Origin of the sequence: Cupriavidus respiraculi (genome assembly GCF_914271545.1) — a bacterium.
Taxonomy (GTDB): Bacteria; Pseudomonadota; Gammaproteobacteria; order Burkholderiales; family Burkholderiaceae; genus Cupriavidus; species Cupriavidus respiraculi.
Genome location: NZ_CAJZAH010000002.1, coordinates 434,088 through 456,811, shown reverse-complemented (window position 1 = coordinate 456,811; position 22,724 = coordinate 434,088). Strand labels below are relative to the sequence as shown.

The 22,724-nt window shown below is 64.0% G+C and carries 34 protein-coding genes; 27 read left to right on the top strand and 7 right to left on the bottom strand.

All coding sequences use genetic code 11. The features are described 5' to 3' along the window. The first annotated feature begins 3 nt into the window (after positions 1 to 3). From LDO27_RS09615 to LDO27_RS09600, 4 genes are read left to right on the top strand one after another with little or no spacing between them, the layout of a single operon-like run. The gene (locus LDO27_RS09615; protein ID WP_224041364.1) at positions 4 to 336 is read left to right on the top strand and encodes a hypothetical protein; all 333 of its coding nucleotides are present in this window, start codon (positions 4 to 6) and stop codon (positions 334 to 336) included. Between the two features lie 56 nt (positions 337 to 392). Further along, positions 393 to 776 carry a hypothetical protein gene (locus LDO27_RS09610; RefSeq protein WP_224041363.1) on the top strand — a complete coding sequence of 128 codons (384 nt, stop codon included), beginning with the start codon at positions 393 to 395 and terminating at the stop codon, positions 774 to 776. Then, positions 770 to 964: a hypothetical protein gene (locus LDO27_RS09605; protein WP_224041362.1), complete on the top strand. Its 195-nt coding sequence runs from the start codon at positions 770 to 772 to the stop codon at positions 962 to 964. Before LDO27_RS09610 ends, LDO27_RS09605 begins: the two co-directional genes overlap by 7 nt. Next, positions 961 to 1,506, top strand: a complete 546-nt coding sequence (locus LDO27_RS09600; protein WP_224041361.1) for a DUF2514 family protein — start codon at positions 961 to 963, stop codon at positions 1,504 to 1,506. The genes LDO27_RS09605 and LDO27_RS09600 overlap by 4 nt, the downstream gene beginning before the upstream one ends. Positions 1,507 to 1,859: 353 nt before the next feature. On the opposite strand, the gene LDO27_RS09595 is transcribed toward LDO27_RS09600, so the two are convergent. Both LDO27_RS09595 and LDO27_RS09590 read right to left on the bottom strand, forming a co-directional pair. Beyond that, positions 1,860 to 2,285, bottom strand: a complete 426-nt coding sequence (locus LDO27_RS09595) for a hypothetical protein (RefSeq protein ID WP_224041360.1) — start codon at positions 2,283 to 2,285, stop codon at positions 1,860 to 1,862. 10 nt (positions 2,286 to 2,295) lie between these two features. Further along, complete coding sequence (locus tag LDO27_RS09590; protein ID WP_224041359.1) at positions 2,296 to 3,204, bottom strand: S24 family peptidase; 909 nt, start codon at positions 3,202 to 3,204, stop codon at positions 2,296 to 2,298. 264 nt (positions 3,205 to 3,468) lie between these two features. Here LDO27_RS09590 and LDO27_RS09585 point away from each other — a divergent pair, with 264 nt between their 5' ends. The 21 genes from LDO27_RS09585 to LDO27_RS09485 all read left to right on the top strand — a co-directional run bounded on the left by LDO27_RS09585 (position 3,469) and on the right by LDO27_RS09485 (position 19,495). Continuing rightward, positions 3,469 to 4,293, top strand: coding sequence for a YdaU family protein (locus LDO27_RS09585; RefSeq protein ID WP_224041358.1), 825 nt, complete (start codon positions 3,469 to 3,471; stop codon positions 4,291 to 4,293). Continuing rightward, complete coding sequence (locus tag LDO27_RS09580) at positions 4,290 to 5,684, top strand: replicative DNA helicase (protein WP_224041357.1); 1,395 nt, start codon at positions 4,290 to 4,292, stop codon at positions 5,682 to 5,684. Before LDO27_RS09585 ends, LDO27_RS09580 begins: the two co-directional genes overlap by 4 nt. Before the next feature lie 105 nt (positions 5,685 to 5,789). Beyond that, positions 5,790 to 6,419: a hypothetical protein gene (locus LDO27_RS09575; protein ID WP_224041356.1), complete on the top strand. Its 630-nt coding sequence runs from the start codon at positions 5,790 to 5,792 to the stop codon at positions 6,417 to 6,419. A gap of 337 nt (positions 6,420 to 6,756) precedes the next feature. Then, positions 6,757 to 7,233, top strand: coding sequence for a phage neck terminator protein (locus LDO27_RS09570; protein ID WP_224041355.1), 477 nt, complete (start codon positions 6,757 to 6,759; stop codon positions 7,231 to 7,233). Positions 7,234 to 7,314: 81 nt separating this feature from the next. Continuing rightward, entirely contained in the window at positions 7,315 to 8,670 is a 1,356-nt protein-coding gene (locus LDO27_RS09565) for a DUF3383 family protein (protein WP_224041354.1), read from the top strand. A gap of 11 nt (positions 8,671 to 8,681) precedes the next feature. Then, entirely contained in the window at positions 8,682 to 9,113 is a 432-nt protein-coding gene (locus LDO27_RS09560; protein ID WP_222201287.1) for a phage structural protein, read from the top strand. Next, on the top strand, positions 9,110 to 9,601 hold the full coding sequence (locus tag LDO27_RS09555) for a phage tail assembly chaperone (RefSeq protein WP_224041353.1): 492 nt from the start codon (positions 9,110 to 9,112) through the stop codon (positions 9,599 to 9,601). The genes LDO27_RS09560 and LDO27_RS09555 overlap by 4 nt, the downstream gene beginning before the upstream one ends. A gap of 14 nt (positions 9,602 to 9,615) precedes the next feature. Continuing rightward, positions 9,616 to 9,753, top strand: coding sequence for a hypothetical protein (locus LDO27_RS09550; RefSeq protein WP_222201285.1), 138 nt, complete (start codon positions 9,616 to 9,618; stop codon positions 9,751 to 9,753). Continuing rightward, complete coding sequence (locus LDO27_RS09545) at positions 9,750 to 11,546, top strand: tape measure protein (protein WP_224041352.1); 1,797 nt, start codon at positions 9,750 to 9,752, stop codon at positions 11,544 to 11,546. Before LDO27_RS09550 ends, LDO27_RS09545 begins: the two co-directional genes overlap by 4 nt. Then, positions 11,543 to 12,118, top strand: coding sequence for a phage baseplate protein (locus LDO27_RS09540; RefSeq protein ID WP_224041351.1), 576 nt, complete (start codon positions 11,543 to 11,545; stop codon positions 12,116 to 12,118). Before LDO27_RS09545 ends, LDO27_RS09540 begins: the two co-directional genes overlap by 4 nt. Beyond that, the gene (locus LDO27_RS09535) at positions 12,118 to 12,453 is read left to right on the top strand and encodes a phage baseplate plug family protein (protein ID WP_222201282.1); all 336 of its coding nucleotides are present in this window, start codon (positions 12,118 to 12,120) and stop codon (positions 12,451 to 12,453) included. Before LDO27_RS09540 ends, LDO27_RS09535 begins: the two co-directional genes overlap by 1 nt. Then, entirely contained in the window at positions 12,437 to 13,348 is a 912-nt protein-coding gene (locus tag LDO27_RS09530; RefSeq protein ID WP_224041350.1) for a phage protein, read from the top strand. The genes LDO27_RS09535 and LDO27_RS09530 overlap by 17 nt, the downstream gene beginning before the upstream one ends. Next, positions 13,345 to 14,034 carry a Gp138 family membrane-puncturing spike protein gene (locus LDO27_RS09525; protein ID WP_224041349.1) on the top strand — a complete coding sequence of 230 codons (690 nt, stop codon included), beginning with the start codon at positions 13,345 to 13,347 and terminating at the stop codon, positions 14,032 to 14,034. The genes LDO27_RS09530 and LDO27_RS09525 overlap by 4 nt, the downstream gene beginning before the upstream one ends. Next, entirely contained in the window at positions 14,031 to 14,390 is a 360-nt protein-coding gene (locus tag LDO27_RS09520) for a hypothetical protein (RefSeq protein WP_222201279.1), read from the top strand. Before LDO27_RS09525 ends, LDO27_RS09520 begins: the two co-directional genes overlap by 4 nt. 21 nt (positions 14,391 to 14,411) lie before the next feature. Next, entirely contained in the window at positions 14,412 to 15,863 is a 1,452-nt protein-coding gene (locus LDO27_RS09515) for a baseplate J/gp47 family protein (protein ID WP_224041348.1), read from the top strand. Next, positions 15,863 to 16,525 (top strand): DUF2612 domain-containing protein, encoded by a 663-nt coding sequence (locus tag LDO27_RS09510; protein ID WP_224041347.1) that lies wholly within the window; start codon positions 15,863 to 15,865, stop codon positions 16,523 to 16,525. The genes LDO27_RS09515 and LDO27_RS09510 overlap by 1 nt, the downstream gene beginning before the upstream one ends. Next, positions 16,525 to 17,424, top strand: coding sequence for a gp53-like domain-containing protein (locus tag LDO27_RS09505; RefSeq protein WP_224041346.1), 900 nt, complete (start codon positions 16,525 to 16,527; stop codon positions 17,422 to 17,424). Before LDO27_RS09510 ends, LDO27_RS09505 begins: the two co-directional genes overlap by 1 nt. Continuing rightward, a complete protein-coding gene (locus LDO27_RS25680) occupies positions 17,375 to 17,845 on the top strand; it encodes a phage tail assembly chaperone (RefSeq protein WP_377746992.1) in 471 nt (156 codons plus the stop codon). The genes LDO27_RS09505 and LDO27_RS25680 overlap by 50 nt, the downstream gene beginning before the upstream one ends. 156 nt (positions 17,846 to 18,001) lie before the next feature. After that, complete coding sequence (locus tag LDO27_RS09495; RefSeq protein WP_224041344.1) at positions 18,002 to 18,508, top strand: glycoside hydrolase family 24 protein; 507 nt, start codon at positions 18,002 to 18,004, stop codon at positions 18,506 to 18,508. Between the two features lie 24 nt (positions 18,509 to 18,532). After that, positions 18,533 to 18,865, top strand: a complete 333-nt coding sequence (locus LDO27_RS09490) for a hypothetical protein (RefSeq protein ID WP_224041343.1) — start codon at positions 18,533 to 18,535, stop codon at positions 18,863 to 18,865. A 54-nt stretch (positions 18,866 to 18,919) separates the two neighbouring features. After that, positions 18,920 to 19,495, top strand: a complete 576-nt coding sequence (locus LDO27_RS09485; RefSeq protein WP_224041342.1) for a DUF2514 family protein — start codon at positions 18,920 to 18,922, stop codon at positions 19,493 to 19,495. Positions 19,496 to 19,508: 13 nt separating this feature from the next. Here the strand turns inward: LDO27_RS09485 and LDO27_RS09480 are convergent, their stop codons facing one another. The 4 genes from LDO27_RS09480 to LDO27_RS09465 all read right to left on the bottom strand — a co-directional run bounded on the left by LDO27_RS09480 (position 19,509) and on the right by LDO27_RS09465 (position 21,292). Then, the gene (locus tag LDO27_RS09480; RefSeq protein WP_456064374.1) at positions 19,509 to 19,934 is read right to left on the bottom strand and encodes a YkvA family protein; all 426 of its coding nucleotides are present in this window, start codon (positions 19,932 to 19,934) and stop codon (positions 19,509 to 19,511) included. A gap of 3 nt (positions 19,935 to 19,937) precedes the next feature. Next, positions 19,938 to 20,333, bottom strand: a complete 396-nt coding sequence (locus tag LDO27_RS09475; RefSeq protein WP_224041341.1) for a hypothetical protein — start codon at positions 20,331 to 20,333, stop codon at positions 19,938 to 19,940. Positions 20,334 to 20,484: 151 nt separating this feature from the next. Next, positions 20,485 to 20,763, bottom strand: a complete 279-nt coding sequence (locus LDO27_RS09470; RefSeq protein WP_222201267.1) for a hypothetical protein — start codon at positions 20,761 to 20,763, stop codon at positions 20,485 to 20,487. 301 nt (positions 20,764 to 21,064) lie between these two features. After that, a complete protein-coding gene (locus tag LDO27_RS09465) occupies positions 21,065 to 21,292 on the bottom strand; it encodes a DUF2188 domain-containing protein (protein ID WP_222201266.1) in 228 nt (75 codons plus the stop codon). Between the two features lie 199 nt (positions 21,293 to 21,491). Between LDO27_RS09465 and LDO27_RS09460 the strand changes: the two genes are divergently transcribed. Together LDO27_RS09460 and LDO27_RS09455 are read left to right on the top strand one after the other, a co-directional pair. Beyond that, complete coding sequence (locus LDO27_RS09460; protein WP_224041340.1) at positions 21,492 to 21,689, top strand: hypothetical protein; 198 nt, start codon at positions 21,492 to 21,494, stop codon at positions 21,687 to 21,689. Between the two features lie 232 nt (positions 21,690 to 21,921). Continuing rightward, the gene (locus tag LDO27_RS09455) at positions 21,922 to 22,206 is read left to right on the top strand and encodes a hypothetical protein (RefSeq protein ID WP_224041339.1); all 285 of its coding nucleotides are present in this window, start codon (positions 21,922 to 21,924) and stop codon (positions 22,204 to 22,206) included. A 46-nt stretch (positions 22,207 to 22,252) separates the two neighbouring features. Here the strand turns inward: LDO27_RS09455 and LDO27_RS09450 are convergent, their stop codons facing one another. After that, positions 22,253 to 22,711 carry a hypothetical protein gene (locus tag LDO27_RS09450; RefSeq protein WP_224041338.1) on the bottom strand — a complete coding sequence of 153 codons (459 nt, stop codon included), beginning with the start codon at positions 22,709 to 22,711 and terminating at the stop codon, positions 22,253 to 22,255. Between the last annotated feature and the right edge of the window lie 13 nt (positions 22,712 to 22,724).

Genomic DNA, 22,724 nt, shown 5'->3' with positions numbered 1-22,724 from the left:
GACATGAACGAGTGGATGGTGCCGGGGGGCGCGAGCGGGGCGGTGGGGGCGATTCTAGCCGCCATCGGCGGGGGCGCATGGCTGATCCGCAAAGGGTGGCGCAACGACAAGGTCGAAGGCGCGCAGAGCAAGGCCGAGATCGACATCATCCAGCGGCTGGAGGGCCTGCTTGACAAGGCCAACGGGAGGGCCGACCTGGCGGAGCAGCGCGCGGACCTCGCCTACAAGGAGCGGAACGACTTGCTGCGCGAGATCGGAGACCTGAAGCGCACCATCGCCGAGCTGACAGCCGAGGTGCGGTATCTCAAGGAGAGGTTGGATGGACAAGCTTCGTGATTGGCTGGACCGGCATCGCACGGTGTTCCGCCGCGTGGCCCACATGCTGGAGACCGTTGACTCTGGTGCTGGTGTTGGCCATGGGCGGCGCTGTGGGCGGCTACGCGCTGGCGCAGTGGCAGGCACAGGAAGCGGTGATACAGCTGCGGGCGGACCACGTGGCCGAGATCGAGCGCATGCAGCGCACGTACGCCCTGACGCTCCAGGCGCTGGCGCCGAAGATAACCGCCATTGCCGAGACGGCATCGGCGGCGGCCGGCGCTGCGGCAGAGGCAGCCGTCTCGTCCGCGGAGGTCGCGCAGACCGCCAAGCGCGTGGCGCAGGGCAAGCCGACCACGCCGGCGCCGCTGACGGCGGCCGAGCGGGCGCGGGCCAACAGCGCCATCGAAGCAGCGAAACGCAAGCTGCAGGAGGGCAGCCGACGAGGGCGCTCATGCTGACCGTGCTGGTGACCGCCTGCGCCGCGCCGGCGCCGCCGCCACCGACCCAGCCTACTGCGGCGCCGGCCGCGCGCTACGCATGCCCGCCACTGCCGACGCTACCGCGCGGCTCCGGGCGCAAGGCGATGCTGGCCCACATCGACAAGACCGCCGCGATGTACGCGGACTGCGCAACGAGGGAACGATGATCCCAACCAATGCAATGCGGGCCGCCGCGGCTGCGGTCCCGTGGCGCGCTGTCGCAGCCGTCGGCGTGGCGGTGCTGGCGTTCGGCATCGGATGGACAGTCAACGGTTGGCGCAAGGACAGCCAGATCGACCGGCTCGTGGCTCAGCAGGCCGAAGAGCGCAGGGTTCAGGCCGATGAGCACGTCAGAGCGGTGGACGCGGCGCGCCTGGAAGAGCAACGCCGCACCGCGGCGCAGATGGAGATAGCGAATGCTGCAGCTAAAGAACTGGAGGGCGCGCGCCGCAACGCCCGCGATGCTGGCGCTGCTGCTGATCGGCTGCGCAACCGAGTCGCCGAGTTGGTCGCCGCCAGTCGAGCCGGCCAGGATTCCGGCCCTGCCGGCGCAGGCCCGGCAACCGGCGGTCCCGTCGGAATGCTTGCCGACGTGCTCCAGCGCGCTGACCGTCGAGCGGGGCTCCTGGCTGAATATGCTGACGGGGCCCGAATCGCCGGCCAAGCTTGCGAGCGCTCCTACGACTCCCTGAACGCGGCCTCGCCGTAGGAAAGGCACCACTGTTGGCTCAAGGCGGCTTCTTCTTCTCGATCGTTGTAGCCGCTTTGCCGCTTTGCCGCTGTGCCTGGGCCGCCGTGCCGGCTCATATGGGTTACGGCCGTCCGGGAATGCGGAACGACCGCATTCGAAGCGCTCCGCTGTTTGCGAAGTCGCGCCGACGCCCATCCGTCATGCATCACTGCGCGAACCAACATCAGACAAAGCCAACTACCTTCCTGATTGGTTCAAGACTCGACTCTGCCGCGTCCGCTGCAGCGACATGCATGACGATTCAAGGCAGGCGGCAATGCGGAACGCTGGTGTACTCGACAATCAGCACCGCAGGTTGCCGGCATGGCTGCTCACAACAACGGAAACCGCGCAGTCCGATCATCCACGATCGTCGGTCGTCCCACCGGAAAACGATGTCTCTGATCATAGCAATGGAACGTCAGTGAATCGGGCGTCCAACCTACCGATGCGAGGCGCCAGGCCTGCGGGCCTTTTACCGTGATGGTGTTGGTGTGGACGGTGACGGCGTCGCACGGTACGTGGAATTCGTCACGGAGATCGCCGAAGAACTGAATCTCGAGAGAGACGGACTTGGTGGGAAAAGTGGCGGGCATCGGAGAGGCTTCGAGTACTGTATGGATGTACAGTATATCGCGCCACCCGAATGGTGCAAGGGTCTTGAAGTGTTCCGTGGTCTTGATGGATACATCAAGAAAACCGCTTCTTGGCGCCCGGCGCGGATCGGGGTTGAGATTTACATCAAGTTGCCGGGCCACCGCCGCCTATTCAGTCCGGTCTCCATGCGGACGGCTTCACGATGGCCTCGATGAACGACATCCTTTCGATCTCCGCGGAAACGATCCGGATAGGCTTGTGCGTCTGGTTCACCGACAGCAGGGTCGTATAACCATCTCTGGCGTAACCGAGCACCTTCACCATGACGCGCCCGTCCTTCGCCTTCACGAGGACTTCGTCTCCGTTAGTGACGGGATGGTTAGGCGCGACGACCACAAACTCGCCATCCTTGATACGAGGCTCCATCGATTGGCCGGCGCAACGCAGGCCGTAGGCATCGGGGTCGGTGCTGATGAAGTGCAAATAGCCGTCGCCATGACCGACCGGATACTCGAGGTCGCAGAAATTGCCGTTGTCCCCGAGTTGTGCCATGGCGACGACCGCGATCTTCTTGTACGCGTCCTGGGATATGCGGATGGGGTTCCAGTCATCGTTATGCGCGATGCTGGGCGATGGCTCTCCCTTGCCTGTCACGAGCCAGACAGCATTGATCCGGTGCCGCTCCTGGATGGCGATGGCCTGGTCCAGCGTCGGCTTACGGGAGCCCTGTAGCCACTCTTCGATGTCGCTCACCGGTAGTCGCACCAACTGCGCGATCGCCGCGGGACTCGCACCCGTCGTCTGGAAGAGATGCGCTACGCGAGCGGCGACTGCTGCCGCTTGGTCGTCTGCCACCATCGGGGCGGCACCCGAGTCCATCCAGTAGGTTGGGTAGCCAAACGTTTCTTCAATCTTCCGCGCCGTTCGGTCGCCGATGTCCTTCGCCCCGCTGAGATAGCGATTCACGAGGGACGGCGTGGAATAGCACAGCGCTTCCGCGGCCCTCGACTGGTTGCCCTCGCACTTCTCCCGTATCGCGACCGCCAGCTTCTCCCGGCGGATTTCCTTGATCGATTTCATGGGCGCCATTGGACCTGTCCGGACCAAAAAGGTAAAGAGACCATAATGGTAACAAATTTCCGTTGATATGTTACCTAGTGGGTAATAGAATGAGCCGGACCGGAGCCGTGGCTCCGCGAGAACGGAGTGGAGATTGAACGAGACGATGGACCAGAAGCGACACGGGGCACAAACAAGGCTGGCCGCCGGTGCCAGCCGAGATGCAACGGGCGATGAAACAAAGAAGGGCGGGCTGGACGGGGATTCCGTGGCTCGCAACTGTCCATGAACTTTTACAAACGCCATATCGGCGACTACATCAAGGACGCAGCCCATCTTTCGCTGCTCGAACACGGCGTGTATGCGCGGCTGATGGATGTCTACTACACGCGCGAAGGCGGCATACCGGCGAGTCAGGCGGCCCGCCTCATCGGTGCGCGCGCGGAGGAGGAACTCAAGGCTGTGGAGGCGGTTCTGTCCGAGTTCTTTCAGCTGGAGGGCGAAACGTGGAGACAAGCGCGATGCGAGCGGGAAATCGAACTGGCCAGCGCGCAAATCGAGGCGAATCGAGCCAACGGCAAGCGGGGAGGCAGGCCCAAGCGCCGGGAAAGCGAAAGCGAAAGCGAACCCATCGGGTTTCCTTTCGGTAAGGAATCGCAAAGCGAAGAAAACCCTAGCCATCAGCCATCAGCCACTAGCCATGATCCAGAAGAAACCGTAACCACCACTGGCGTGGTGGTCGCCGGCGGCGACGCCGACAGAGACCGGATGGTTTGCCGTGTGGCGGTACGGAAGGCCGGACCAGCGTGCCCGCATCAGGCGATCATCGCGCTGTATCACCAGCTGTTGCCGATGTGCCCCGGGATCCGCGAATGGACGCCGGCGCGTGCGCAGGCTCTCCGGGCCCGGTGGAGCGAGGACACGAAGCGCCAGCATCTGGACTACTGGCGACGTCTGTTCGGTTATGTCGCAGAGTCGGATTTCCTGACTGGCCGCACCGGCGCTGCCGATGGCAGAAAGCCCTTCGTTGCGAGCCTGGACTGGATCGTCAAGGCGGAGAATTTCGCGAAGATCCGGGAGGGCCGCTACCACGGTCAGGAGAGTGCATGAAGCAGATCGATCACGCTGGCTTCGGGAGGGCTCTGTGGGGCGTGGAGTCCGAGCAAGCTGTATTGGGCGGCCTGCTGCTGGACAACGATGCCATCGACCGCACCGCTGGCCTTGAGCCGCAACATTTCTATCGACAGGATCACCGGCAGATCCATGCCTGCATTCTCGGGCTCGTCGCAGAGGGGAAGTCCGCCGACGTCGTGACGGTGTTCGAGAGGCTGCGGGAACGCGGCCGCACGACCGACGTCGCTGATCTCGTGTACCTGACCGAATTGGCGCAAAGCACGCCGGGCACCGCCAACATTGCCCGCTATGCGCAAACCGTGCGAGACCGCGCGCTGTTGCGCGAAATACTCGCCGCCGCGCAAAACCTACAACAGTCGGTCCTGTCGCCGAGCGCGATGACGGGTGCGGAGATGCTCGACCATGCGCAGACCACGTTGTCTCAACTGGCCGAGGCGGGTGGACGCAGGGAACCCAGCATGCTGCGGGATTTGCTGCCGGCATTCGCACGAAGTGTGGACGATCGTATCGCGGGCATGGGGGAAGCGCCGTTGAGAACGGGCCTGCCGCCCCTGGACAAGGCGCTGAATGGAGGGCTGCGCCGCGGCAATCTGGTCGTCGTTGCCGGGCGGCCGTCGATGGGCAAGACGGCACTGACGACGAATATCGGCCTGAACCTCGCTGCGGACCACAGCGTGTTGCTGTTGTCGATGGAAATGGCCGATCAGGAAATCGTATCGCGCGCTGTGGCGAGCCGCGGCGAGGTGCCGCTGTCCACCTTGCTCGGTCGCATGGACGCCAACGATGAGAAAGCGCTGACGGGCATGCGGTCCGCGTTTGCCGCCATCGAGGGACTCCGATTCGCGGTGGACGACACACCGTCGCTGACGCTGCTCGATATCCGGATGAAGGCCAAGGCTTTCCAGCGCAGACATGGCCTGGACGTGCTGATCGTCGACCACCTCGGGCTGATGACGGGCGGGGAGGAGAAGCAGCGCACGCAACAGATCGGCGCGTATTCGCGGGGCCTGAAGGCGTTGGCCAAGGAGTTGGGCGCTGCCGTCATCGTGCTGTCGCAGTTGAGCCGCAAGAGCGAAGAACGGCCCGACAAACGGCCGCAACTGGCGGATCTGCGCGACTCCGGCGACATCGAGCAGGACGCCGATGTGGTGCTGCTCGTGCATCGCCCGGAGATGTACCAGCCCGCGGACATGGCGTTGAAGGGCTATGCAGAAGTGATGATCCGCAAGCAGCGCAACGGCGCGCTCGGTGACGTGCCGCTGCGGTATCGAGGCGCGGTGACGACATTCGAAGAGTGGAGTGGTCCGCTGCCACAGGCCGGCGCGCGGTTCGCACCGCGCAGGCGCGACATCGTTGCCGACCTGTGAATGACGAAGAGAAGGATCGTGCCGCACGATCAGAAGACAGGCGCTGCCCAACGGCAAGCGCAGACATTACGGACAGCCATGAGAGCTCAACCGGGAAACCAAGCAATGACTGAAGCCATCTTTACAAGCACCGAGCAAGCGCTACGCGTGTCTTATCTGATCCTGTCCATGCCCCCGCGGCACGGACAACCGTTCCGAAACATGCTCGTTCGCCTGCTCGAGGATCTCGAGCGGCCGACGGGGCAGCAATTGGCGTGGCTGCAGCGATTGCGCGAGAACGGCGGCAGCGGTACCGTCAACTTCGACGGTCTTGCGCCGAACGAGGTGAGGGCCCAGTGCAGCATGGTGACAGCTGCCGCGCGCGACCGGTTGCCCAGCCAGGAAATGGCGGCTGTGCAGGCGCGCTTCGCCGTCGGTCCGGAGAAGCTGGAAGGTTGCAAGCGCCTCGCGCTGTACGCCAGGCGCTCTTCGGGGTTGACGTCCGGTGCGCTGCTGCTGGAGCTTGCCGCTCGTCACTATCTGCCAAGGGAGCAGCGCGAGGGTTTGACGGTGCGGGCCCTCGGCGAGAAGTACGAGGTCAGCAAGGACAAGATCTTCCGGGCCGCCAAATGGATGGATGCGAATTTCCGCGCGCTGGAGAATCTCGCGCTGTCGCGTCTGGAGCCCATGTTTATCGCCCATGGCCTCGTCGCGGAGTCGACGGACTACGAGTTGCCGAAGGCGGTCCACGCCTAACGAAAAGTGCTTGCGCTTTTGCGACAAGCCTTGTATATTTCTTCCAGACTCGCAGTCAATGTATCTGAAGCCCCCAGCCCGCTGGGGGCTTTTGCATTTCTGGCGCGAGCAGTTTGCGCCGCGTGCGCTTCCGCAGCGCCCCGAAGAAATGGTGGGAGGTGGTTGGACGCGACGTACCCACATTACCGTTGATGCTCACACAAGCTCGCACGATGTCGTCGTGCGGGCTTTTTTTGCGCCCGCGCTTCTTGTCTGCGTGGCGGCGCGCCTGCGACGCACGCGGGGACTGTGCCCGAACCAGTCCCGTGCGATGCCTTGCTATACCGAAGACCGAACCATGACACCCGAGCAGGCCATCTACGAATTGATCGCGAACGAGGCCGCAGTGCCCGTGATATTCGCCGAACGGGACGCAGCGCCGCCAAAGCCCTATATCGCGCTGAAGCTGCAGGAGTCCACCCGCTTACCGCCGCATCTCGGGCCCGTCGCGCCGAATGGGGTGCGCGCCGCCAGCAGTCACCGCGATGCGCTGATTCAGCTGACGTACCTGGGCGCCGACGGCATGGAGGCCATGGACACGCTGACCCAACGCCTCCAGATGGAGAGGGCGCTGGTGCGCGCCGATGCGCTGGACCTGGCTGTCTTCGCCGTGGGGAAGGCGGAGCAGGTACCGCTGCTGCTCGATGACGGTACCTTCGAACCGCGCACGCGGATTGAAGTCGGCGTTCGCTACACCGTCATGCTCGAGGAGGACGTTGGCCTGATCGAGACGGTGAACGCCGATGGAACTACAGCGGAGGGGGAACGCCCCTGACGCTGGACCATGTCCACGGCATCGTGGAATGGAAAAAACCAAAGCCGCCCCCGGGCGGCTTTTTTCTTTGGGGAGCCTTGCATGGCAACACTCGACCGTATCGTCAACGTTCAGATCAGCCTGAACACAACCGCAATCAAGGAACAGTCCTTCTCCGACTTGCTCATCGTCGGCCCGCATGCGCTCGGTCTGGGCCGCGTAATGGCCGTGACGACGGCCGACGAGCTGCTCGAACTGGGCCTGTCGAGCGCATCGCCGCTGTACATGGCGGTGCGCGACGTGTTCAAGCAGATCCCGACCATCTCCCGATGCTTCATCGGTCGGCAAGCCGCCGACAGTTTCGATGTGGCGGTGAGCGTGGCGTCCGAATCCGCATATGACATCACGCTGCAGTGGAAGGACGCGGCCGGGAAGACGCAGAGCGCCACGGCGACATACGCCGCGACGGCCGCGGACAGTGTCACCGCGATCGCGCAGGGACTGGCAACCGCGCTGAATGCGACGGCCGCCCCCGCCACCGCCACGGCGGTGGGAGCGACCCTCACCGTCTCGGCCGACGTGCAAGGTACTGCGATCGCCGTCGCCCTCAAGGGCAACCTCGCGTTGCAGCCAATGGTGGCGACCGAGTCCATCGTCGAGGCACTCGCGGCCTGCCGCGCGGAGAACGACGACTGGTATGGGGTTGTTCTGGCCAGCCGGGCCGAAGCCGACATCCTTGCGGCTGCGGAATGGGTCGAGTCGAATGCCAAGCTGATGGGGGTGTCGTCGAGCCAGGCAGCAATCATCGATAGCGGCTCCGAAACCGATCTGGCATCCAAGCTGCAGCAGAAGCAGTTCTTCCGTACGGCGGTCTGGTACCACGCAGCCGCGGCCACGGAATGGCTGGAGTCAGCGGTTGCCGGCAACCGCTTTACCTTTTACCCCGGCGGCGAGACCTGGGCCAATCTGCGCCTCGCCGGCATCTCGTTCGACAACCTCGGCGAGGGGCAGTCGATCGCCGCGCGCAACAAGAACGCCAACACCTTCGAGCCGTTCCGGAATTTCGCGATCACGCAAGGCGGCAAGGTTGCCGCAGGCGAGTGGATCGACGTGATCCGTTTTCGCGACTGGCTCGCAGAGCAGGTGAAGATCAACGTCATGTCCGCCCTCGTCAATGCCAACGGCAAGGTGCCATACACGGACGGCGGCATCCAGATCATCACCACGGCCATGCGCAAGGCGCTGGACCTCGGCGTTTCGCGCGGAGGCATCGCGCCGGAGGAGTTGGGCGAAGACGGACGCAAGATTCCCTCCTACACCATCAGCGCCCCTCTGGCCGCCAACGTGCCTTTCAACGACAAGGCCAATCGCGTACTGAACGACGTGTCGTTCACCGCGCGCCTGGCTGGCGCCATCCATGCCGTGACGATCCGCGGCAATCTGACCTACGCCCTCTGACAGGAGCTTCCATGACAACTCGTACCTATGACCCGTCGCGTGTCAACGTCACCGTCGGTGCAGCGACGCTGAGCGGCTTCGCCGCGGACACCTTTATCAGTATCGAGGAGGTCGGCGACGGCGTTACCTCCGTGGTCGGCGCTGATGGCGAGGTCGCGCGGGCCATGTCGTCCGACCGCCGTTGCCGCGTCAAGATCACGCTCCAGCAGACCAGCGCCGGCAACGATGTGCTCTCGGCCCTGCTGCAAGCGGACCGCCTCAGTGGCGGCGGAAACCTGTTCCCGATCGCCGTGGCGGATCTGCGTGGTCGCACGGTGTTCACTTCGTCCGAGGCCTGGGTGGTGAAGTATCCGACCGCCGAGTTCGGCGCCGAGGTAGGTAGCCGGGAGTGGACCATCGAAACCGGCAACAGCGCGTTCTTCGTCGGGGGGAATGCCGCATGAGCCGGGCGACCAACGTCACGATCGGCGACGCCGAATTCATGATTCGCAAGATGGATCCCTTCCTCGCGCTGCGGATTTTTGGCGATCTGCAGCGGGACATTCTTCCGGCGGTAGGGCATCTGCTGGAGGGTGCGTTCGGCGGCGGCGCGGGTACCGGGGGCAATGCCGGGCAGGATGCCACTGTCGCGGAGGCGATTCGAGAACTGTCGGCCAAACTCGACGGCGCATCGCTGGAAGCCTGGGCGAACCGGCTGCTGGATCCGGAGTTCGTCGCGGTCTCGATCAATGGCCGCGAGTCCAGGCTTACCAAGGAGATGCGTGCGCTCGCATTCTCCGACGCCGGGGACATCCTCGAGCTGATGTTTCAGATCATCCGCTTGAACTTCGCGGATTTTTTTCTGCGCTGGGCCGGCCGTTTTGGCTCGGTCCAAGGCCTCGCGGAGACGCTGTCGGCCGATTCCGGCGCGACTTCGAAGCGGAACTCGTGATCTGGCGCCCCGTCATGGCGGGGCTGGTCAGCGTGAGTGAGGTGAGGGCCGGCGGCGTGGACCTGGTCGACATCCTGAAACTGAACGCGCTGTTGGATGCACAGGAGGCCGCGCAGCAGAAGGCGGCCAACAGCATGGCGGGAAGAAGATGACAAACGTTTCTCAAGTGATCGGGATCCTGCAACTGCAGGTCGTCCAACACGTCGGCAATGCCGGGCAGGTGCGGCAGATCGCGAAGGGTTATCAGGTCCTGGCGGGTCTTGCCCGCGGCATCGCCGCCAACGTCTCCGTCATCGGCGCCGCAAAGATTGCGGACGAATGGGCTGCGGTGCGGACGCGGGTCGGCCTGGCGACGAACGACCTGGAGCAACAGCGCACCGCGCTGGACGAGATCTTTCAGATATCCCAGCGTTCGCGGCAGGCGTACGCCGGCACCGCGACCGTATTCGGCCTGGTGCAGCGCGGAGCCAAGGGACTGGGCCTTGAACTGCGAGACTCGCTGCAACTGACAGAGCTGATCGGCAAGGCGGCGGCAATGGGCGCCAGCGATCCCGCGGCGCGTCAGGCCGCGGGAGAGCAAGTGGGTCAGGCGCTGGCGTCCGGCCGGCTCGACAGCGCTGGAGTGGACGCGATCGCCAAGCAGGCGCCGGGGCTTGCGCGGACCATCGCGCAGGCCTTCGGGGTCGGCGTGGAGGAACTCCGTGGTCTGGCGGATGCTGGCGAGCTGACCAGCGCTCGGCTCGCCCAGGGGCTATTGCGGCAGGGGGAGCAGATCAACGGCGAGTTCGGTCGGATGCCGCAGACGTTTGGCGGCGCCATGGCGGTGCTGACCAACGCCATGGGGCAGGAGATCGACGGCTTCAATCGGCTCACCGGCGCGGCAGAGCTGTTCGGCGGGGCAGTCGAGTTGCTGGCGCGCAATCTGCACGGCGTCCTGGTCACGTTCGGGATTGCCGGCGCTTCATGGGGCCTGGTGCAGGGCAAGAGGGCGCTCGATGGGGCGGCGGGATCCGCAACGCTGCTGCAGCGGGCGATGGGCGCACTTCGCGGCGCGTCGGCGCGTGCGCTGTGGCCCTATCTCCGGATGGCGGCGCTGCTGGGAAGCGTGTACCTGATCGGTGAGGACATCCTGGTCTGGATGCGTGGAGGGACGTCGGTCACGGGATCGCTGATCGGCCCGTTCGAGGAATGGCAGGGAACGGTCGACGCAATCCGTGCCGGCATGGCCTGGCTGGTGGACCAACTGGGCGGCTCGGCGCAGGCTCTGGCGCCCTGGGCGAGCACGCTGGGCACAATGGCCGTGTTGATCACCGGTCTGGTGCCTCCTGTCATGCGGGTGGCGGGCTTCATGCAATCACTGGGCCGAGGCGTGTTCTCTGCGGCCCGAGGCTTGGGCATGGTGCTCCGGGTGGGGTGGATGCTCGTCTCCGCCCTTGCGGCTGTAGTGGGTTGGCCGGCGCTGCTTGTCGCGGCAGTGGTGGCTGCGGTGGTGGCCGCGGGTGTCGCGATCTATCAGAACTGGGACGCCATCAAGGCGGCCGGCGAGCAAGCGTGGGCGAGCATCGTGTCCGGCGCGGCGGCCGCCTACAAAACGATGGTGGGCTGGATCCAGGGCGTGGGCGAAAGCATCTCGACATGGATCACCGGGAAGCTGGAAGCGGCGAAGGCAATGTTCACGGACCTGATGCCGGAATGGGTGAAGTCCGGCGCCTCCTGGATCGGAAGGAACGTGCTCAATGTGGGCGCCGCCGATGTGCAGCGGGCCGGTGGAGCCGGAGGGACGGTGAACGTGCAGAACAATATTGCCGGCGTCACGGTGAACGCACCCAGCGCCAATCCGGCCGCCGTGGCCGCAGCCACGCAACGCGGCATCGACGGCGCGTTGTCGAACACGAGATCCCCGGCCGCACCGATCGGCGTCCCCATGGTGGAGGCCATGCCATGAGCTTCGTATCCCTAGTCTTTGCGGCCGGTGTGGCGCGGACCAGCATCGGCGCCATCACGCTGGATGCCTTGATCGACGAAAGCACCGAGCTGAGCGGCCAGGCTACCCAATATGCCGTCGAGGAAGGCGCGCCGATCTCGGACCACGTGCGATCGGAGTCGGAGCGGCTCTCGATTACCGGCTGGGTCACCGCCGCCGATACGACGTTGTTCGGTGCAGGCGGTCGCAGCAAGCTGATCACCGCCAAGGACGCCTTGCGAGCCTTGCACCGCGAACGCACGGCAATCACGGTGGTGACCGGGCTCGATACGTATCCCGACATGGTGATGGAGTCCTGCAAGATCAGCCGGGATGGCAAGGGCGACTTCTACCAGGTCGCCTGCGATTTCCGCCAGATCCGCAAGGCCACGTTGCGCACCGCCGAGATACCACCCGATCTGGTGTCGCCGCAGGCCGGACGTGCCAAAGGCAAGGCCGGAGCGACGAAGACCAAGGCGGGGAAGGTCAACGGCGTGCAGCCCAGCGGGACCGAGCGTTCGCTGGCATCCAGATATCTGCAAAGGGGAAAGTAATGTTCAGAATACCGGTGCTGGACGCCAACGACAGCCTGACCGAGATCGTCCTGGACGACGAGACGTTCTTCCTGCGCCTGTCGTGGAATAGCGAGGGGGAGCTGTGGACGCTCTCCATCGAAAACGCCTACAACGACGCGATCGTCGATGGCATCGCCGTGGTACCCGATACGCCGTTGCTGCAGCGATACCGCCATCTTCATGTGCCCGCGGGTGACTTGGTGGCCGTGTCGCCGGATCTGCGAGACACCATCGGCCGTGAGGACCTCCCGTCCGGTGACGTGGCGCTTGTCTATATCCCCGCGCAGGAGTCGGCCAGTGGCACGCTTCAATAGAGTCTATCGATTGCAGATCGGACAGGCGGGCCGGCAAGGGGTAGAGATCGCACTACCTATTCGCATCCAGTTCGAGATTGCGAAGGATGCCGGGGAACAACCCAATGGCCACAAGATCAGCCTCTACAACCTTGCCCCGGCTACACGCAGCCGCATCGAACAGCCGGATCTTCGCTGCCTGCTCTATGCCGGATATGCCGAGGAAGGCGGTCCCATGCTGCTGGCGGCGGGATCGATCACCGGTGCCCACACCCGCTTCGAAGGCAGCGACGTGGTAACGGAACTCGAGGTCCACGATGGCTACGTCGAGATCCGCGATACCGCGGTGACGCTCGGCTATGGGGCGGGTGTTTCGGCTGCCGCCATCATCCGCGATCTGGCGAAGCAGATGGGACTGCCCCTGATCATGGCGCATGACGTACCGGACCGCATATGGCGGAACGGATTTTCGTTCTACGGGCCCGCGCGCCAGGCCCTGCACAAGGTCGTGCAAGGGACTGGCCTGGAATGGTCGATCCAGAACCAGACGCTGCAGATCGTACCGAAGCGCGGCACGACCCGGCGCCGAGCCGTGGAGCTCGCGGCCGAGTCCGGTCTTGTGGGATATCCCGAACGAAGCCGCGCTGCTGCGAGCGAGAAGGACAAGGCGAACGACCAGAAGGCCAAAGCCAATCGCGAGATGGCCAGTGCCGGGCAGCAGCGCGATGGCTGGCGTGTGCAATCGCTGCTTGTGCCGCAAGTCAATCCGGGCGACCTGATCAGGCTCCGCAGCCGGCTGGCAGACGGCTTCTACCGTGTCGAAAGCCTGCGCCATACCGGCGATACCGAAGATGGGCAGTGGCAGACCGAGCTCCAGCTGATCGACGTCAATGCCTCCCCCAGGAGCAATCGATGATGAATATCACCGAACTGCGCAGACTCATCGCCACGGAACTGGCGGACATCCATACCACGCTGCCAGGCGTCATCGTCTCCTACGACGGCAGCAGCGCGGTGGTGCGCCCCGCGCTGCCGAAGCAACTGGCAAGCGGCCAGTTCCTCGCGCCCCCACAGATCGTCCAGGTGCCGGTGTGCTGGCCGGCGGGCGATGTGCGGGGATCGTTGGCTCTGATCACCGTGCCGCTGAAGGCGGGCGATCCCGTCAAGCTGTCTTTCTCGGAAAGGGCGCTGGAAAGCTGGTTGTCCGGGTCTGACGGCGCGCCGGACGACCCTCGCCAGTTCGACTTGTCGGACGCGTTTGCGACCCCCGTGCTGCGCCCGGGAACGGCAAGGGCGGACATCGACAATGTCAGCGTGGAGTACGGAAGTTGCGCACTGAAGCTGTCGCCCTCGGGCGATGCCACGCTTGCCGGCCCGGGTGTGTTCACGGTCGACATGAAGTCGGTATTCCGGCAGACGGTTCGCGTGGAGGGACTGCTCACCTATGCGCAAGGTCTGAGCGGCGAAGCAGGCGCCGCCGGCACGACGATCCGTGGCGACGTCCACCACGCCGGAGGAACCATTCGCTCGGACAGCGTGGTGGAAGATGGCCATCGCCACACCGACAGCATGGGCGGACAAACCTCGGAGCCCCACGCATGACATTCGACCTCGCACTGGCGGCGGACCATGATCTCGATCTCTCCCGCGCTGGCGACGCATCGCTCCTGGAAGGCGCGGAGCGCATTGCCCAACAGATCAAGGTTTCGCTGCAAACGGTTCTGGGGGAGTGGTTCCTCGATGTCACTGTGGGCGTTCCCTACCTCGAACGCGTTCTCGTCAAGTCGCCGGATCGCGCCGGAATCGAAGCGATCTTTCGAGCGCGCATCACCGCGGTGGCCGGGGTGAAGTTCGTGCGCCGGCTCGAGCTGCTGATCGACCACCAGGGCCGCGCGCTGGCGCTCGCTTTCGAGGCCGATACCGACGAGGGGCTGATAGCCCGACGGTACCTTCTCTAGCCAACAAAAAGGAATCGCAATATGGCCTACGGTGTAACCCCGGAGGGATTCGTTCGTCCTCGACTGCCGGAACTGCGGCAGGAAGTGGTGCAGGACCTCAACGACCGGCTGCGCAACGCCGGCTATGCCGGCGAGGTGGAAACCCGTCCGAACTCGATCACCGGCTTGCTCATCGATACGTTCGCCGAGCGCGAAGCCGCCCTGTGGGAGCTCGCGGAAGCCGTGTATCTGGCGATGTATCCCGGGTCCGCCTCGGGTACGTCCCTCGACAATGCGGTGTCGTTCACGGGTGTGACTCGCCTGGCCGCCGAGCCGTCGCGCTGCTATGTCGTCTGCTACGGCACGGCCTCCACAATGGTGCCGGCCGGCTCACAGATCCGGCATCGCACGACGCAGTCGAACTGGATCACGACGGCGGACGTCACCATCACCCCGGCGGCAGCCGCGGACGTAGTCATCGTTCCGGAGGTCATCGCCAACCAGACCTATCGCGTGGCCATCGACGGCGCCGACTACACGTTCGCCTCGGACGCGGCACCGACCATTGCGGAAGTTCTCTCGGGCCTGGTGGGCGCGGTCAGCCAGTCGGGCTTGAAAGTCGCCAGCGATGGTGCCTCGCTGCGGGTCACTTCGGACGGCAGGGTGGCGTTCGCGGTGGGGCTCGGCGGCCCGCTATCGTTGTCCCGGGTGGGTTCTCCCGTGCTCGCCCAGACGGCGAATCCCATGGCGGAAGCAGCCGCGGTCGGCGATCTCGACGGCATCGTGTCGACGGTGACGGGGTGGGAGTCGGTGACGAATCTGCAGGCCGCCTCGCTGGGCCGGCTCACGGAGAACGATGCGGCCTTGCGCGCTCGTTACCCCACAGGACTATTCCGCCTGGGAGCGGCGACGAAGCCAAGCATCGGCCCGAATGTGCGCGACCGCGTCGCCGGCATTTCGGCCATCAAGGATTTCCAGAACGACACGGATACGACCGACGCCATGGGTCGACCGCCTCACAGCATTCACGTGGTGGTGGATGGTGGGCTGGATGATGAAATCGGCGGTGCGATCTACCGTGTCAAGGCCGCAGGCATCGACACGCACGGCGCCATTGCGGTGGAGGTGCTGAGCGACGACGGCGACCGCCACGTCGTGCGGTTCGACCGTCCGATACCGGTGTACGTATCGGTGCGTGCGCGCCTCACGCTGCTGCCGGCAAGCGAGCAGCCCTTTCCGCCGGACGGATTCCGCCAGGTCGCCGAAGGTATCGCAGCCGCCGGCACGGCACTGGGCATCGGGCAGGACGTGGTGCAACAGCGCTTCTACAGCGCAATCTACGCGACGCCCGGTATCGCCCATGTGGATCTGACGTTCGCCCATTCCGCCGACCCGGCGTTCGAACCGCAGCCGGCGGATTTTTCCGCGGCCAACATCCCGATCCAGGACTTCGAGGTGGCCAAGTTCGATCTCTCCCGCATCGAGGTGTCGTGATGGATCTGGAACAGGATCATCCGGGTACAGGATGGGGTCGCTGGCTCAGCCAGTTCGAAGGCAAACCAAAACTCGAGGCGTTGGTTCGCGCCCTGCTGAAGCCGGCGCAGGGCATCCAGGGAGCGCTCAGGGACCTTTTCGACAGGCGATGGCTCGACGCCGCCGAGGGCCGGCAACTGGACGGGATCGGAGAGATCGTGGGGCTCCCCCGAGTCATCGACGAGGCGATTTTCACGGCCTTCTTTGGCTTCGTCGGTCAGCCCGCCATCAACGGTTTCGGGCAGGCACGCATCCGGCGCGCATACGAGAAGCCGCTGGTGGGGTCCACGACATTGCAGGATCCGGAATACCGCAAGTTGCTCTACTGGAAGATCGCGCTCAACAACGGCCATGGCACGGCACCCGAGATCGCGGCGGCGCTGAAGCCGATCTTCGATGTGAGCCGCGTGATTGTCGAGGATGCGGGCAACGCACGGATCCGCATTTGGGTGAGCAAGATTCCGGGGCCGACTGACGTGCTGATGAACAACCCGTACCGCTGGGTACCGAAGGCGGCTGGCGTGGGCGTGAAGATCATCACGGGCTCGTCCGAGACGCCTTTTGGCTTTTCCGGGCAGGGATTCTACGGATTTGGTGCAGGTGTAATGACAAGGGGAATTTGATGGCTGACGTGAATTTCTTCGACAACTTCGAGACGCAGTGGGCGCAGAACGGTGGTATCGAGACCATCGACGAGAACCAGTACAGGCAGGGTTGGGCCTTCATCGGATCCACGCCGCCATCGGTGGAGCAGTTCAACCGCGTGCAGCAGTTGAACGATCAGAAGGCGGCGTGGTTGTTCGCGCAGATCCGCAACCTTGCAGGAACGGAAAATCTTGCGCTGGCTTCGGATACGACTGATGGCCTGACCAGTGGCATCGCCAGCATGATTCAATCTGCAGCACCCGTTGCCGCGAGCGATTCAGGCACTGCTAACGCATATGTCGTCGATTACAGTCCGGCAGTCGCATTGTTGAAGGACGGGATGGTCCTGTGGTTCAAGGCACGTACTGGGAACACGGGGGTCTCGACTCTTAATGTAAACGGTTTGGGGCCGAAGCCGCTCGTGGGTCCCCACGCTGCGCTGCAAGGCGGCGAGATTGTGGCTGGCGGCCGCTGTCAGGCAGTCTGGCGCGCCGATCAGGAGGCCTGGGTGCTTACTGTTTCCACGGGTGGCGCGGCCCAGGTGCCACCGGCCACGCGCACCCATCAGGCGGTATCTCTTGGTCAGTTCGATGCCGTGCTCGGAAACAACGGCTACCAGAAGCTCCCAGGTGGGTGGATCGTGCAGTGGGGAAGCATCACCACGTCGGCAGTGGCGGATGTTAGCTTCACGTTTCCGGTGCGATTCCCCAACGCAATGCGCAATGCAGTGGCGACGTATCACAATTTCAACGGCAGCAACGCGGCGATAGCGTCGCTCGGTGCGTTCGGTCCGTCTGCTATTGGCGTGGCGGCATACGCCCCTGGCAATGGCGCGCGCATTGCAGCCCAGATCAATGTATGGGCATTGGGGCATTGATATGGGGATGAAATTTGCGGGATATGACGAGACTGGCTCAATCACTGCCTTTTATGATTCCGAGGACAGTCCTCCACCGGCAGGTGCTAACGTCATCGCTATTACTTATGACGAATGGCTTACCTGCATCGCCTCTCAACAGTATCGCGTCGCAGATCTAAGGCTGGTTCCGCCGGCACCTCCGACGAGTGAGGCAGTCACTGCGGAACTGAGCAACGAAGTCAGAGAGCGTAGGAATCGTCTTTTGAGTCGGACGGACTGGCTCGTGTTGCGACACCGCGATCAACTCGCCAATAGTGGCACGACGACTCTTACGCCTGAATCGTTTGCCGCACTGCTTTCGTATCGACAGGCGCTTCGCGATTTGCCGTTGCAACCGGGGTTTCCGGATCAATCGACTTTTCCGACTGTTTTCGCGTAGGAAGAGAGAGCCGCGATCTGCCGTGCGCCGTTGCGGGGCGGGTGGAGCTACGGAGGACGGATGGCGAAGGCTATTCAGGGCTCCAATCGCGGTCCTCCCTTTTTTAGGTTGGAAGCCTTATTGCGTTTCCATGAGATTTGAACCGCAGGATTTCCAATGCCCTTTACCAAACCAGAAAGCCTTCCGGGCGGCAAAAGCATGGCGGCATTTTTAGACACAATAGCTTTCAGTGAAGGCACGTCTACTGTACGTGGCAGCGATGACGGATACAACGTAAATGTTGGGGGGGCGCTGTTCCATGGCTACACGCAACATCCAGGTCGTGCGGTTGTGACGAAATGGGGCCTTAGCAACGCTGCCGGCCGATACCAGATCATGGCCGCGATTCCCGGAAAGATTCTCACCGACACCTGGGATTGGGCGAGCCGCGCATGCGGTGTGACAGATTTTTCGCCACTGTCCCAGGACAAGGTGGCGGCGTATCTTGTGGTCCGCCGTGGGGCCTTGCCCGATCTCGTTCAGGGACGATTCCGAATTGCCGTGGCGAAGTGCCGGCACGAATGGGCCAGCCTTCCAGGCGCGGGCTACGGTCAGCGCGAACACACGCTCGAGGTCCTTCTTGAGAAGTACGTTGCGTTCGGCGGTACCGACATCGGGCCGTAGCGCGGATCGGCACGCGGAGGCGATATGAACGATTGGGGGATGCCAGGAGGAGCGAGCGGTGCCATCGGAGCCATCATGGCCGCGGTCGGCGGCGCTGCCTGGTTGATCCGGCAGGTGTGGCGCAACGACAGGGTCGAAGTCGCGCAAAGCAAGGCGGAGATCGACATCATCCAACGTCTGTCCGAGCAATTGGACAAGGCTTCGGCACGGGCCGACTCGGCCGAGCAGCGCGCGGATGTCGCTTACAAGGAGCGGAACGATCTGCTTCGTGAAATCGGTGACCTGAAGCGCACGATCGCCGAGCTTACCGCCGAAGTGCGGTATCTCAAGGAGCGGCTGGATGGACCTGTTCCGTGACGGCGCCTTCCGGCGGCCCGGTCCGCGACTGCGCCTCGTCAGTGGGGAGCACAGATGATCAGAACCGCCCTATCCCGCGGAGCGGGTGAAATACCCTGGCGGGCCGCTGCAGCACTGGCCATCGCAGTGGGCTGTTTCGCCGCGGGGTGGGTTACTAACGGCTGGCGCGCAAACAGTGAGATCAAACGGCTTGAGGCCCAGCAAGCGGCCGAGCGCGGCGAGCAGGCCTATGCGATGGCACTCGCGATCGACAAGGTCCGCCTGGAAGAACAACGCCGCTTCGCGGCTCAGACGGAGATTGCCCATGCGGCCACAAAGGATGCCGAGTCGGCCAGAACGGCTGCTCGCGACGCTCATGCTGCTGCTGACCGGCTGCGCCAGCGAGTTGCCCAGCTGGTCGCCGCCGGTCACAGCGCCGGCCATTCCTCCCCTGCCACAGCTGGCGCGTCAACCGCCGATCCCGTCGGCATGCTTGCCGACGTGCTCGGCCGCGCTGACCGTCGAGCGGGAATCCTGGCTGAGTACGCCGATTCCGCCCGCATTGCCGGACAGGCGTGCGAAAGAGCATACGATGCCTTGAATGCGGAGGGCTCGGCATTGAGGTGGACTGGCCATGGCCCGGTGCAGTGACGCGTTTCCGCACTTACTGCTGTAACCACCACCACAGGGCATACGCGGAGGCTGTCCAGACAACAAGGACAGTGGCCGCCCCCAAATAGCTTTTCGGCAAGCGCGCGCGTGCAGCATCGCGCTCCAGCGCTTTTGCCCGGCACTCGGCCAGTATCTCACCCGGTGTCGCTCTGACACCGATCCAGAGCAGCCCCGGCAGCAAAATCGCTTCGTCGAGAAATCCCAGGACCGGAATGAAGTCCGGTATCAGGTCGATAGGGCTGAGCGCATAGGCGACGACGATCAGCCCGAGCGCTTTCACCGGCCACGGCGTACCGGGATGCCGGCAGACGAAATAGAGGGTGATGATCTCGCGCTTGAGCCGTCGCGCCCAGGCTTTGATTCGTTCCAGCAGCGGCATTATTTGGAAGGCGTGGTCTGAGCGGCCATTGTCCTTCATCTGTCATCGTCGGCGCTTGTTCTGCCTGCCCGGCCCGATGGCGTCGACCATTTCCTCGGGCCACGCGCCGGGAATGGCCGGGGCCTCAATGTGAACGCAGGGCTCCACCGCCAATTCGCGCCGCAGCGCTTCCAGGATGATATGGAACGAGGAAGCAGTGGCGTGGTTGTCGTAGAGCGGAAAACATGCGGCAAGCTGATTGGCGCGGCGAACGATGGCTTGAAGCCGTGCCACTTCCCATAGCAGGGCACGCACTTCCGGCGTTCGGTTGCGTTGATACATCGCGCGCATTTCCACGGATGTCAGCGGCACCCGGAAGCGCTGTCCCGGCGGCGGGACGTCGACTTCGCCGGCGGCGATCGCTTTTGCCCAGAGATGTTCGTTGCCGCGGGAATGCATGTGACGGGCTATATACTGTATGGATGTACAGTATAACGGCGTCGGTGCGCCGTGCCTTCAGTCGGGCGTACAAAACAAAATACGCCCGCGCAGTCCTTGGCTGGGCGGGCGTTCTCAGGTCCGCCGTCGACGCGGCGGGGTGAAAGCGCGACTACAGTTCGGTGCAGTCCGCCGGAGATTTTGTGTCGAGGAACCCTCTGAGCCGCGCCAGTTCTTCATGCCCGGCGGCCGTCAGTCGCCAATGGTTGGATTTGGTTTCCGAAACCAGTCCACGATCGGCGAGCAAGTAGAGATGGCCGCGCTTCGCTTCGTACGACACCAGGGTGCCGTCGAGTGCGTGCAGCATCAGGTGAGGGCAGTACAGGTGGTAACCGCCGGCTCGTTCGAGAGTCACAAGGATCTGATATTCGAGATCGGCATCGCGTTTCATCCATCCTCCTGTGGGAATGGGGAGGGTCGGGCGACCGCTCCCACCCTGCATGCGCAAGGCCCCGCAATGTTCGGACGGTCTGGTGCGATGGGAAAGTGCGGCGGCGCGGATAACACAAGTCCGAACCCAAAACCGTCACACATAGGGTTCATCGACGGCGCGATGGGACCACCGTGCGCCATTTGCTCGCATTGCGGAAGCATCCCGACAACCCGTTATCGGGCGTTCCGTGCGGAAGTTGTCGCGACATCTACGGCGTCGTGCCGGCCATCGCGGAGAGGACCGGTATCCCGTCGCGATCCTATCCCTTGCTTCGCGCGGGATCGTTGCCGAAGCTGTTGCGCTCGCGGATCTGCCCGTCGCGACCGTGGATAAAGAGCTCCACGCGGTCCTGCTTGGCCTTCTCGGTGCCGGCGGCAATCGCTTCCTCCTGCGAAGGGTAGTGCGAGGTGGCGCCATCCGTTCCTTCGACTTCGACAGCCCAGCCATTCTTGTCCGTTGGAACGACGTGGATATTGGGTAGTGACATATCGCCTCCTGTGATTTACCTGGCTATGACTTTCGCGTATGACGCTGGGTACTGCTACTTTCGGTCTTTACGGACTGCGTCCGCTATCCGGCTGCGTCTGACAGGATTAATCGCTTGCATGGCGACGTCACAACTTCTTACAGGACGGATGAATAAGGCGGGATACCCTCGCGGAATTGCAACCCACACTTCCAGAAAGATGAAAACCTTGATTGCCCTTTGCATGACCTGCGGCGTGCTGCTTACCGGCTGTGTCGTCGCCCCATATGACGACGGCTATCGCGGCGACGGTCCCGGCTGTCCGCCGGGACAGGCGAAGAAAGGAAATTGCCGGGTCGATCAATACGGCAATGAATCGTTCTGCCCGCCGGGCCAGGCGAAGAAGGGTCGCTGCTGATCATTTCTGGCCGACGGCTGTGAGCCGAAATAGAGCCCACAAAAAAAATGGCGGCCACGCAGGCCGCCGTCGGGAAATGTCAGAGAGGGGTCAATCTCTCTGAGTCGAAGTATTCAATATTCGGCGGCGCTTGTAACCCACCTGAGGGTGGGGTAAAGATCCCTTCGCGGTCGTCGACCGCTGCGGCTCGCGATGCTAGCATCGGCCACGTTTCCCTCCATAGGACCGCCCGATGGCCAAGCGCGAACGCAATCGCCGCGCCTTGCAGGACGAAGTGAGCCGGCGCATTCACAAGATCGAAGACATTGCCGAGGATGGCGCGCGGATCCGCGTGCCCGAGCCCGAGCCGCATCCCCGCGATGCGCGCGGCCGTAACTGGGACATGAAGGCGTTCGGCAACGCCGCGGGCTACGAGCGGGCCATCCGCGCGGTGGTGGACAAGGTGCGCGACGAGTTCGACCTGACCGAGGCGCCCAGCGCGGCCGGGACGCCGATCGATCCGTTTTCGGACGGCTAGGAACGATCGGTCGTCCCGGGGCGCTGCCGGCGTCCGTGCGCTCGCGTCACGACTGGCGGGAGCCCGTATCGCCCGAGTTGCCCGAGGTGCCTACCGAGCGCAGATTGGGCCGCGGCTCGTCGACGCTGCTGGTTTCGGTGACATCCGCGGTGGCCGGTTCGCCGTCTTCGCCCCCGATTCCCGCGACGACGGGAGAGCTGGCGCCGCCCGGCGGCATGCCGGCATTGGTGACCGTGACGCTCGAGGGCGACGAGGCGCCCCCACCCGGCGTCGAGGCCATGCCGGGGGACATGTTGGACGAGCTGCCGCCGGAGGTACCGCCCGCCATGCGGGAGGACGAGCCCGACGAGCCGGTGCCCGACGCCATGCTGTCCTCCATGCCGTCGTCATAGCCCGACACGGAACCGGTGCCTTCGGCGGCTGCCTGTCGCCTGACCTTGGCCATGGTGGTCAGTGCGGTGGCGGCTGCCAGTGCGGTAAGCAAGGTGAATTTCAGGATTTTCATGGTGGTGTCCGGT

Excerpts from the sequence above, each read along its gene's own strand:
- LDO27_RS09615 (WP_224041364.1), top strand. The coding sequence starts at position 4 with ATGAACGAGTGGATGGTGCCGGGGGGCGCGAGCGGGGCGGTGGGGGCG.
- LDO27_RS09605 (WP_224041362.1), top strand. The coding sequence starts at position 770 with ATGCTGACCGTGCTGGTGACCGCCTGCGCCGCGCCGGCGCCGCCGCCA.
- LDO27_RS09600 (WP_224041361.1), top strand. The coding sequence starts at position 961 with ATGATCCCAACCAATGCAATGCGGGCCGCCGCGGCTGCGGTCCCGTGG.
- LDO27_RS09590 (WP_224041359.1), bottom strand. The coding sequence starts at position 3,204 with ATGAAATCGATCAAGGAAATCCGCCGGGAGAAGCTGGCGGTCGCGATA.
- LDO27_RS09585 (WP_224041358.1), top strand. The coding sequence starts at position 3,469 with ATGAACTTTTACAAACGCCATATCGGCGACTACATCAAGGACGCAGCC.
- LDO27_RS09580 (WP_224041357.1), top strand. The coding sequence starts at position 4,290 with ATGAAGCAGATCGATCACGCTGGCTTCGGGAGGGCTCTGTGGGGCGTG.
- LDO27_RS09575 (WP_224041356.1), top strand. The coding sequence starts at position 5,790 with ATGACTGAAGCCATCTTTACAAGCACCGAGCAAGCGCTACGCGTGTCT.
- LDO27_RS09570 (WP_224041355.1), top strand. The coding sequence starts at position 6,757 with ATGACACCCGAGCAGGCCATCTACGAATTGATCGCGAACGAGGCCGCA.
- LDO27_RS09565 (WP_224041354.1), top strand. The coding sequence starts at position 7,315 with ATGGCAACACTCGACCGTATCGTCAACGTTCAGATCAGCCTGAACACA.
- LDO27_RS09560 (WP_222201287.1), top strand. The coding sequence starts at position 8,682 with ATGACAACTCGTACCTATGACCCGTCGCGTGTCAACGTCACCGTCGGT.
- LDO27_RS09555 (WP_224041353.1), top strand. The coding sequence starts at position 9,110 with ATGAGCCGGGCGACCAACGTCACGATCGGCGACGCCGAATTCATGATT.
- LDO27_RS09550 (WP_222201285.1), top strand. The coding sequence starts at position 9,616 with ATGGCGGGGCTGGTCAGCGTGAGTGAGGTGAGGGCCGGCGGCGTGGAC.
- LDO27_RS09545 (WP_224041352.1), top strand. The coding sequence starts at position 9,750 with ATGACAAACGTTTCTCAAGTGATCGGGATCCTGCAACTGCAGGTCGTC.
- LDO27_RS09540 (WP_224041351.1), top strand. The coding sequence starts at position 11,543 with ATGAGCTTCGTATCCCTAGTCTTTGCGGCCGGTGTGGCGCGGACCAGC.
- LDO27_RS09535 (WP_222201282.1), top strand. The coding sequence starts at position 12,118 with ATGTTCAGAATACCGGTGCTGGACGCCAACGACAGCCTGACCGAGATC.
- LDO27_RS09525 (WP_224041349.1), top strand. The coding sequence starts at position 13,345 with ATGATGAATATCACCGAACTGCGCAGACTCATCGCCACGGAACTGGCG.
- LDO27_RS09520 (WP_222201279.1), top strand. The coding sequence starts at position 14,031 with ATGACATTCGACCTCGCACTGGCGGCGGACCATGATCTCGATCTCTCC.
- LDO27_RS09515 (WP_224041348.1), top strand. The coding sequence starts at position 14,412 with ATGGCCTACGGTGTAACCCCGGAGGGATTCGTTCGTCCTCGACTGCCG.
- LDO27_RS09510 (WP_224041347.1), top strand. The coding sequence starts at position 15,863 with ATGGATCTGGAACAGGATCATCCGGGTACAGGATGGGGTCGCTGGCTC.
- LDO27_RS09505 (WP_224041346.1), top strand. The coding sequence starts at position 16,525 with ATGGCTGACGTGAATTTCTTCGACAACTTCGAGACGCAGTGGGCGCAG.
- LDO27_RS25680 (WP_377746992.1), top strand. The coding sequence starts at position 17,375 with ATGGCGCGCGCATTGCAGCCCAGATCAATGTATGGGCATTGGGGCATT.
- LDO27_RS09495 (WP_224041344.1), top strand. The coding sequence starts at position 18,002 with ATGCCCTTTACCAAACCAGAAAGCCTTCCGGGCGGCAAAAGCATGGCG.
- LDO27_RS09490 (WP_224041343.1), top strand. The coding sequence starts at position 18,533 with ATGAACGATTGGGGGATGCCAGGAGGAGCGAGCGGTGCCATCGGAGCC.
- LDO27_RS09485 (WP_224041342.1), top strand. The coding sequence starts at position 18,920 with ATGATCAGAACCGCCCTATCCCGCGGAGCGGGTGAAATACCCTGGCGG.
- LDO27_RS09480 (WP_456064374.1), bottom strand. The coding sequence starts at position 19,934 with ATGAAGGACAATGGCCGCTCAGACCACGCCTTCCAAATAATGCCGCTG.
- LDO27_RS09475 (WP_224041341.1), bottom strand. The coding sequence starts at position 20,333 with ATGCATTCCCGCGGCAACGAACATCTCTGGGCAAAAGCGATCGCCGCC.
- LDO27_RS09470 (WP_222201267.1), bottom strand. The coding sequence starts at position 20,763 with ATGAAACGCGATGCCGATCTCGAATATCAGATCCTTGTGACTCTCGAA.
- LDO27_RS09465 (WP_222201266.1), bottom strand. The coding sequence starts at position 21,292 with ATGTCACTACCCAATATCCACGTCGTTCCAACGGACAAGAATGGCTGG.
- LDO27_RS09460 (WP_224041340.1), top strand. The coding sequence starts at position 21,492 with ATGAAAACCTTGATTGCCCTTTGCATGACCTGCGGCGTGCTGCTTACC.
- LDO27_RS09455 (WP_224041339.1), top strand. The coding sequence starts at position 21,922 with ATGGCCAAGCGCGAACGCAATCGCCGCGCCTTGCAGGACGAAGTGAGC.
- LDO27_RS09450 (WP_224041338.1), bottom strand. The coding sequence starts at position 22,711 with ATGAAAATCCTGAAATTCACCTTGCTTACCGCACTGGCAGCCGCCACC.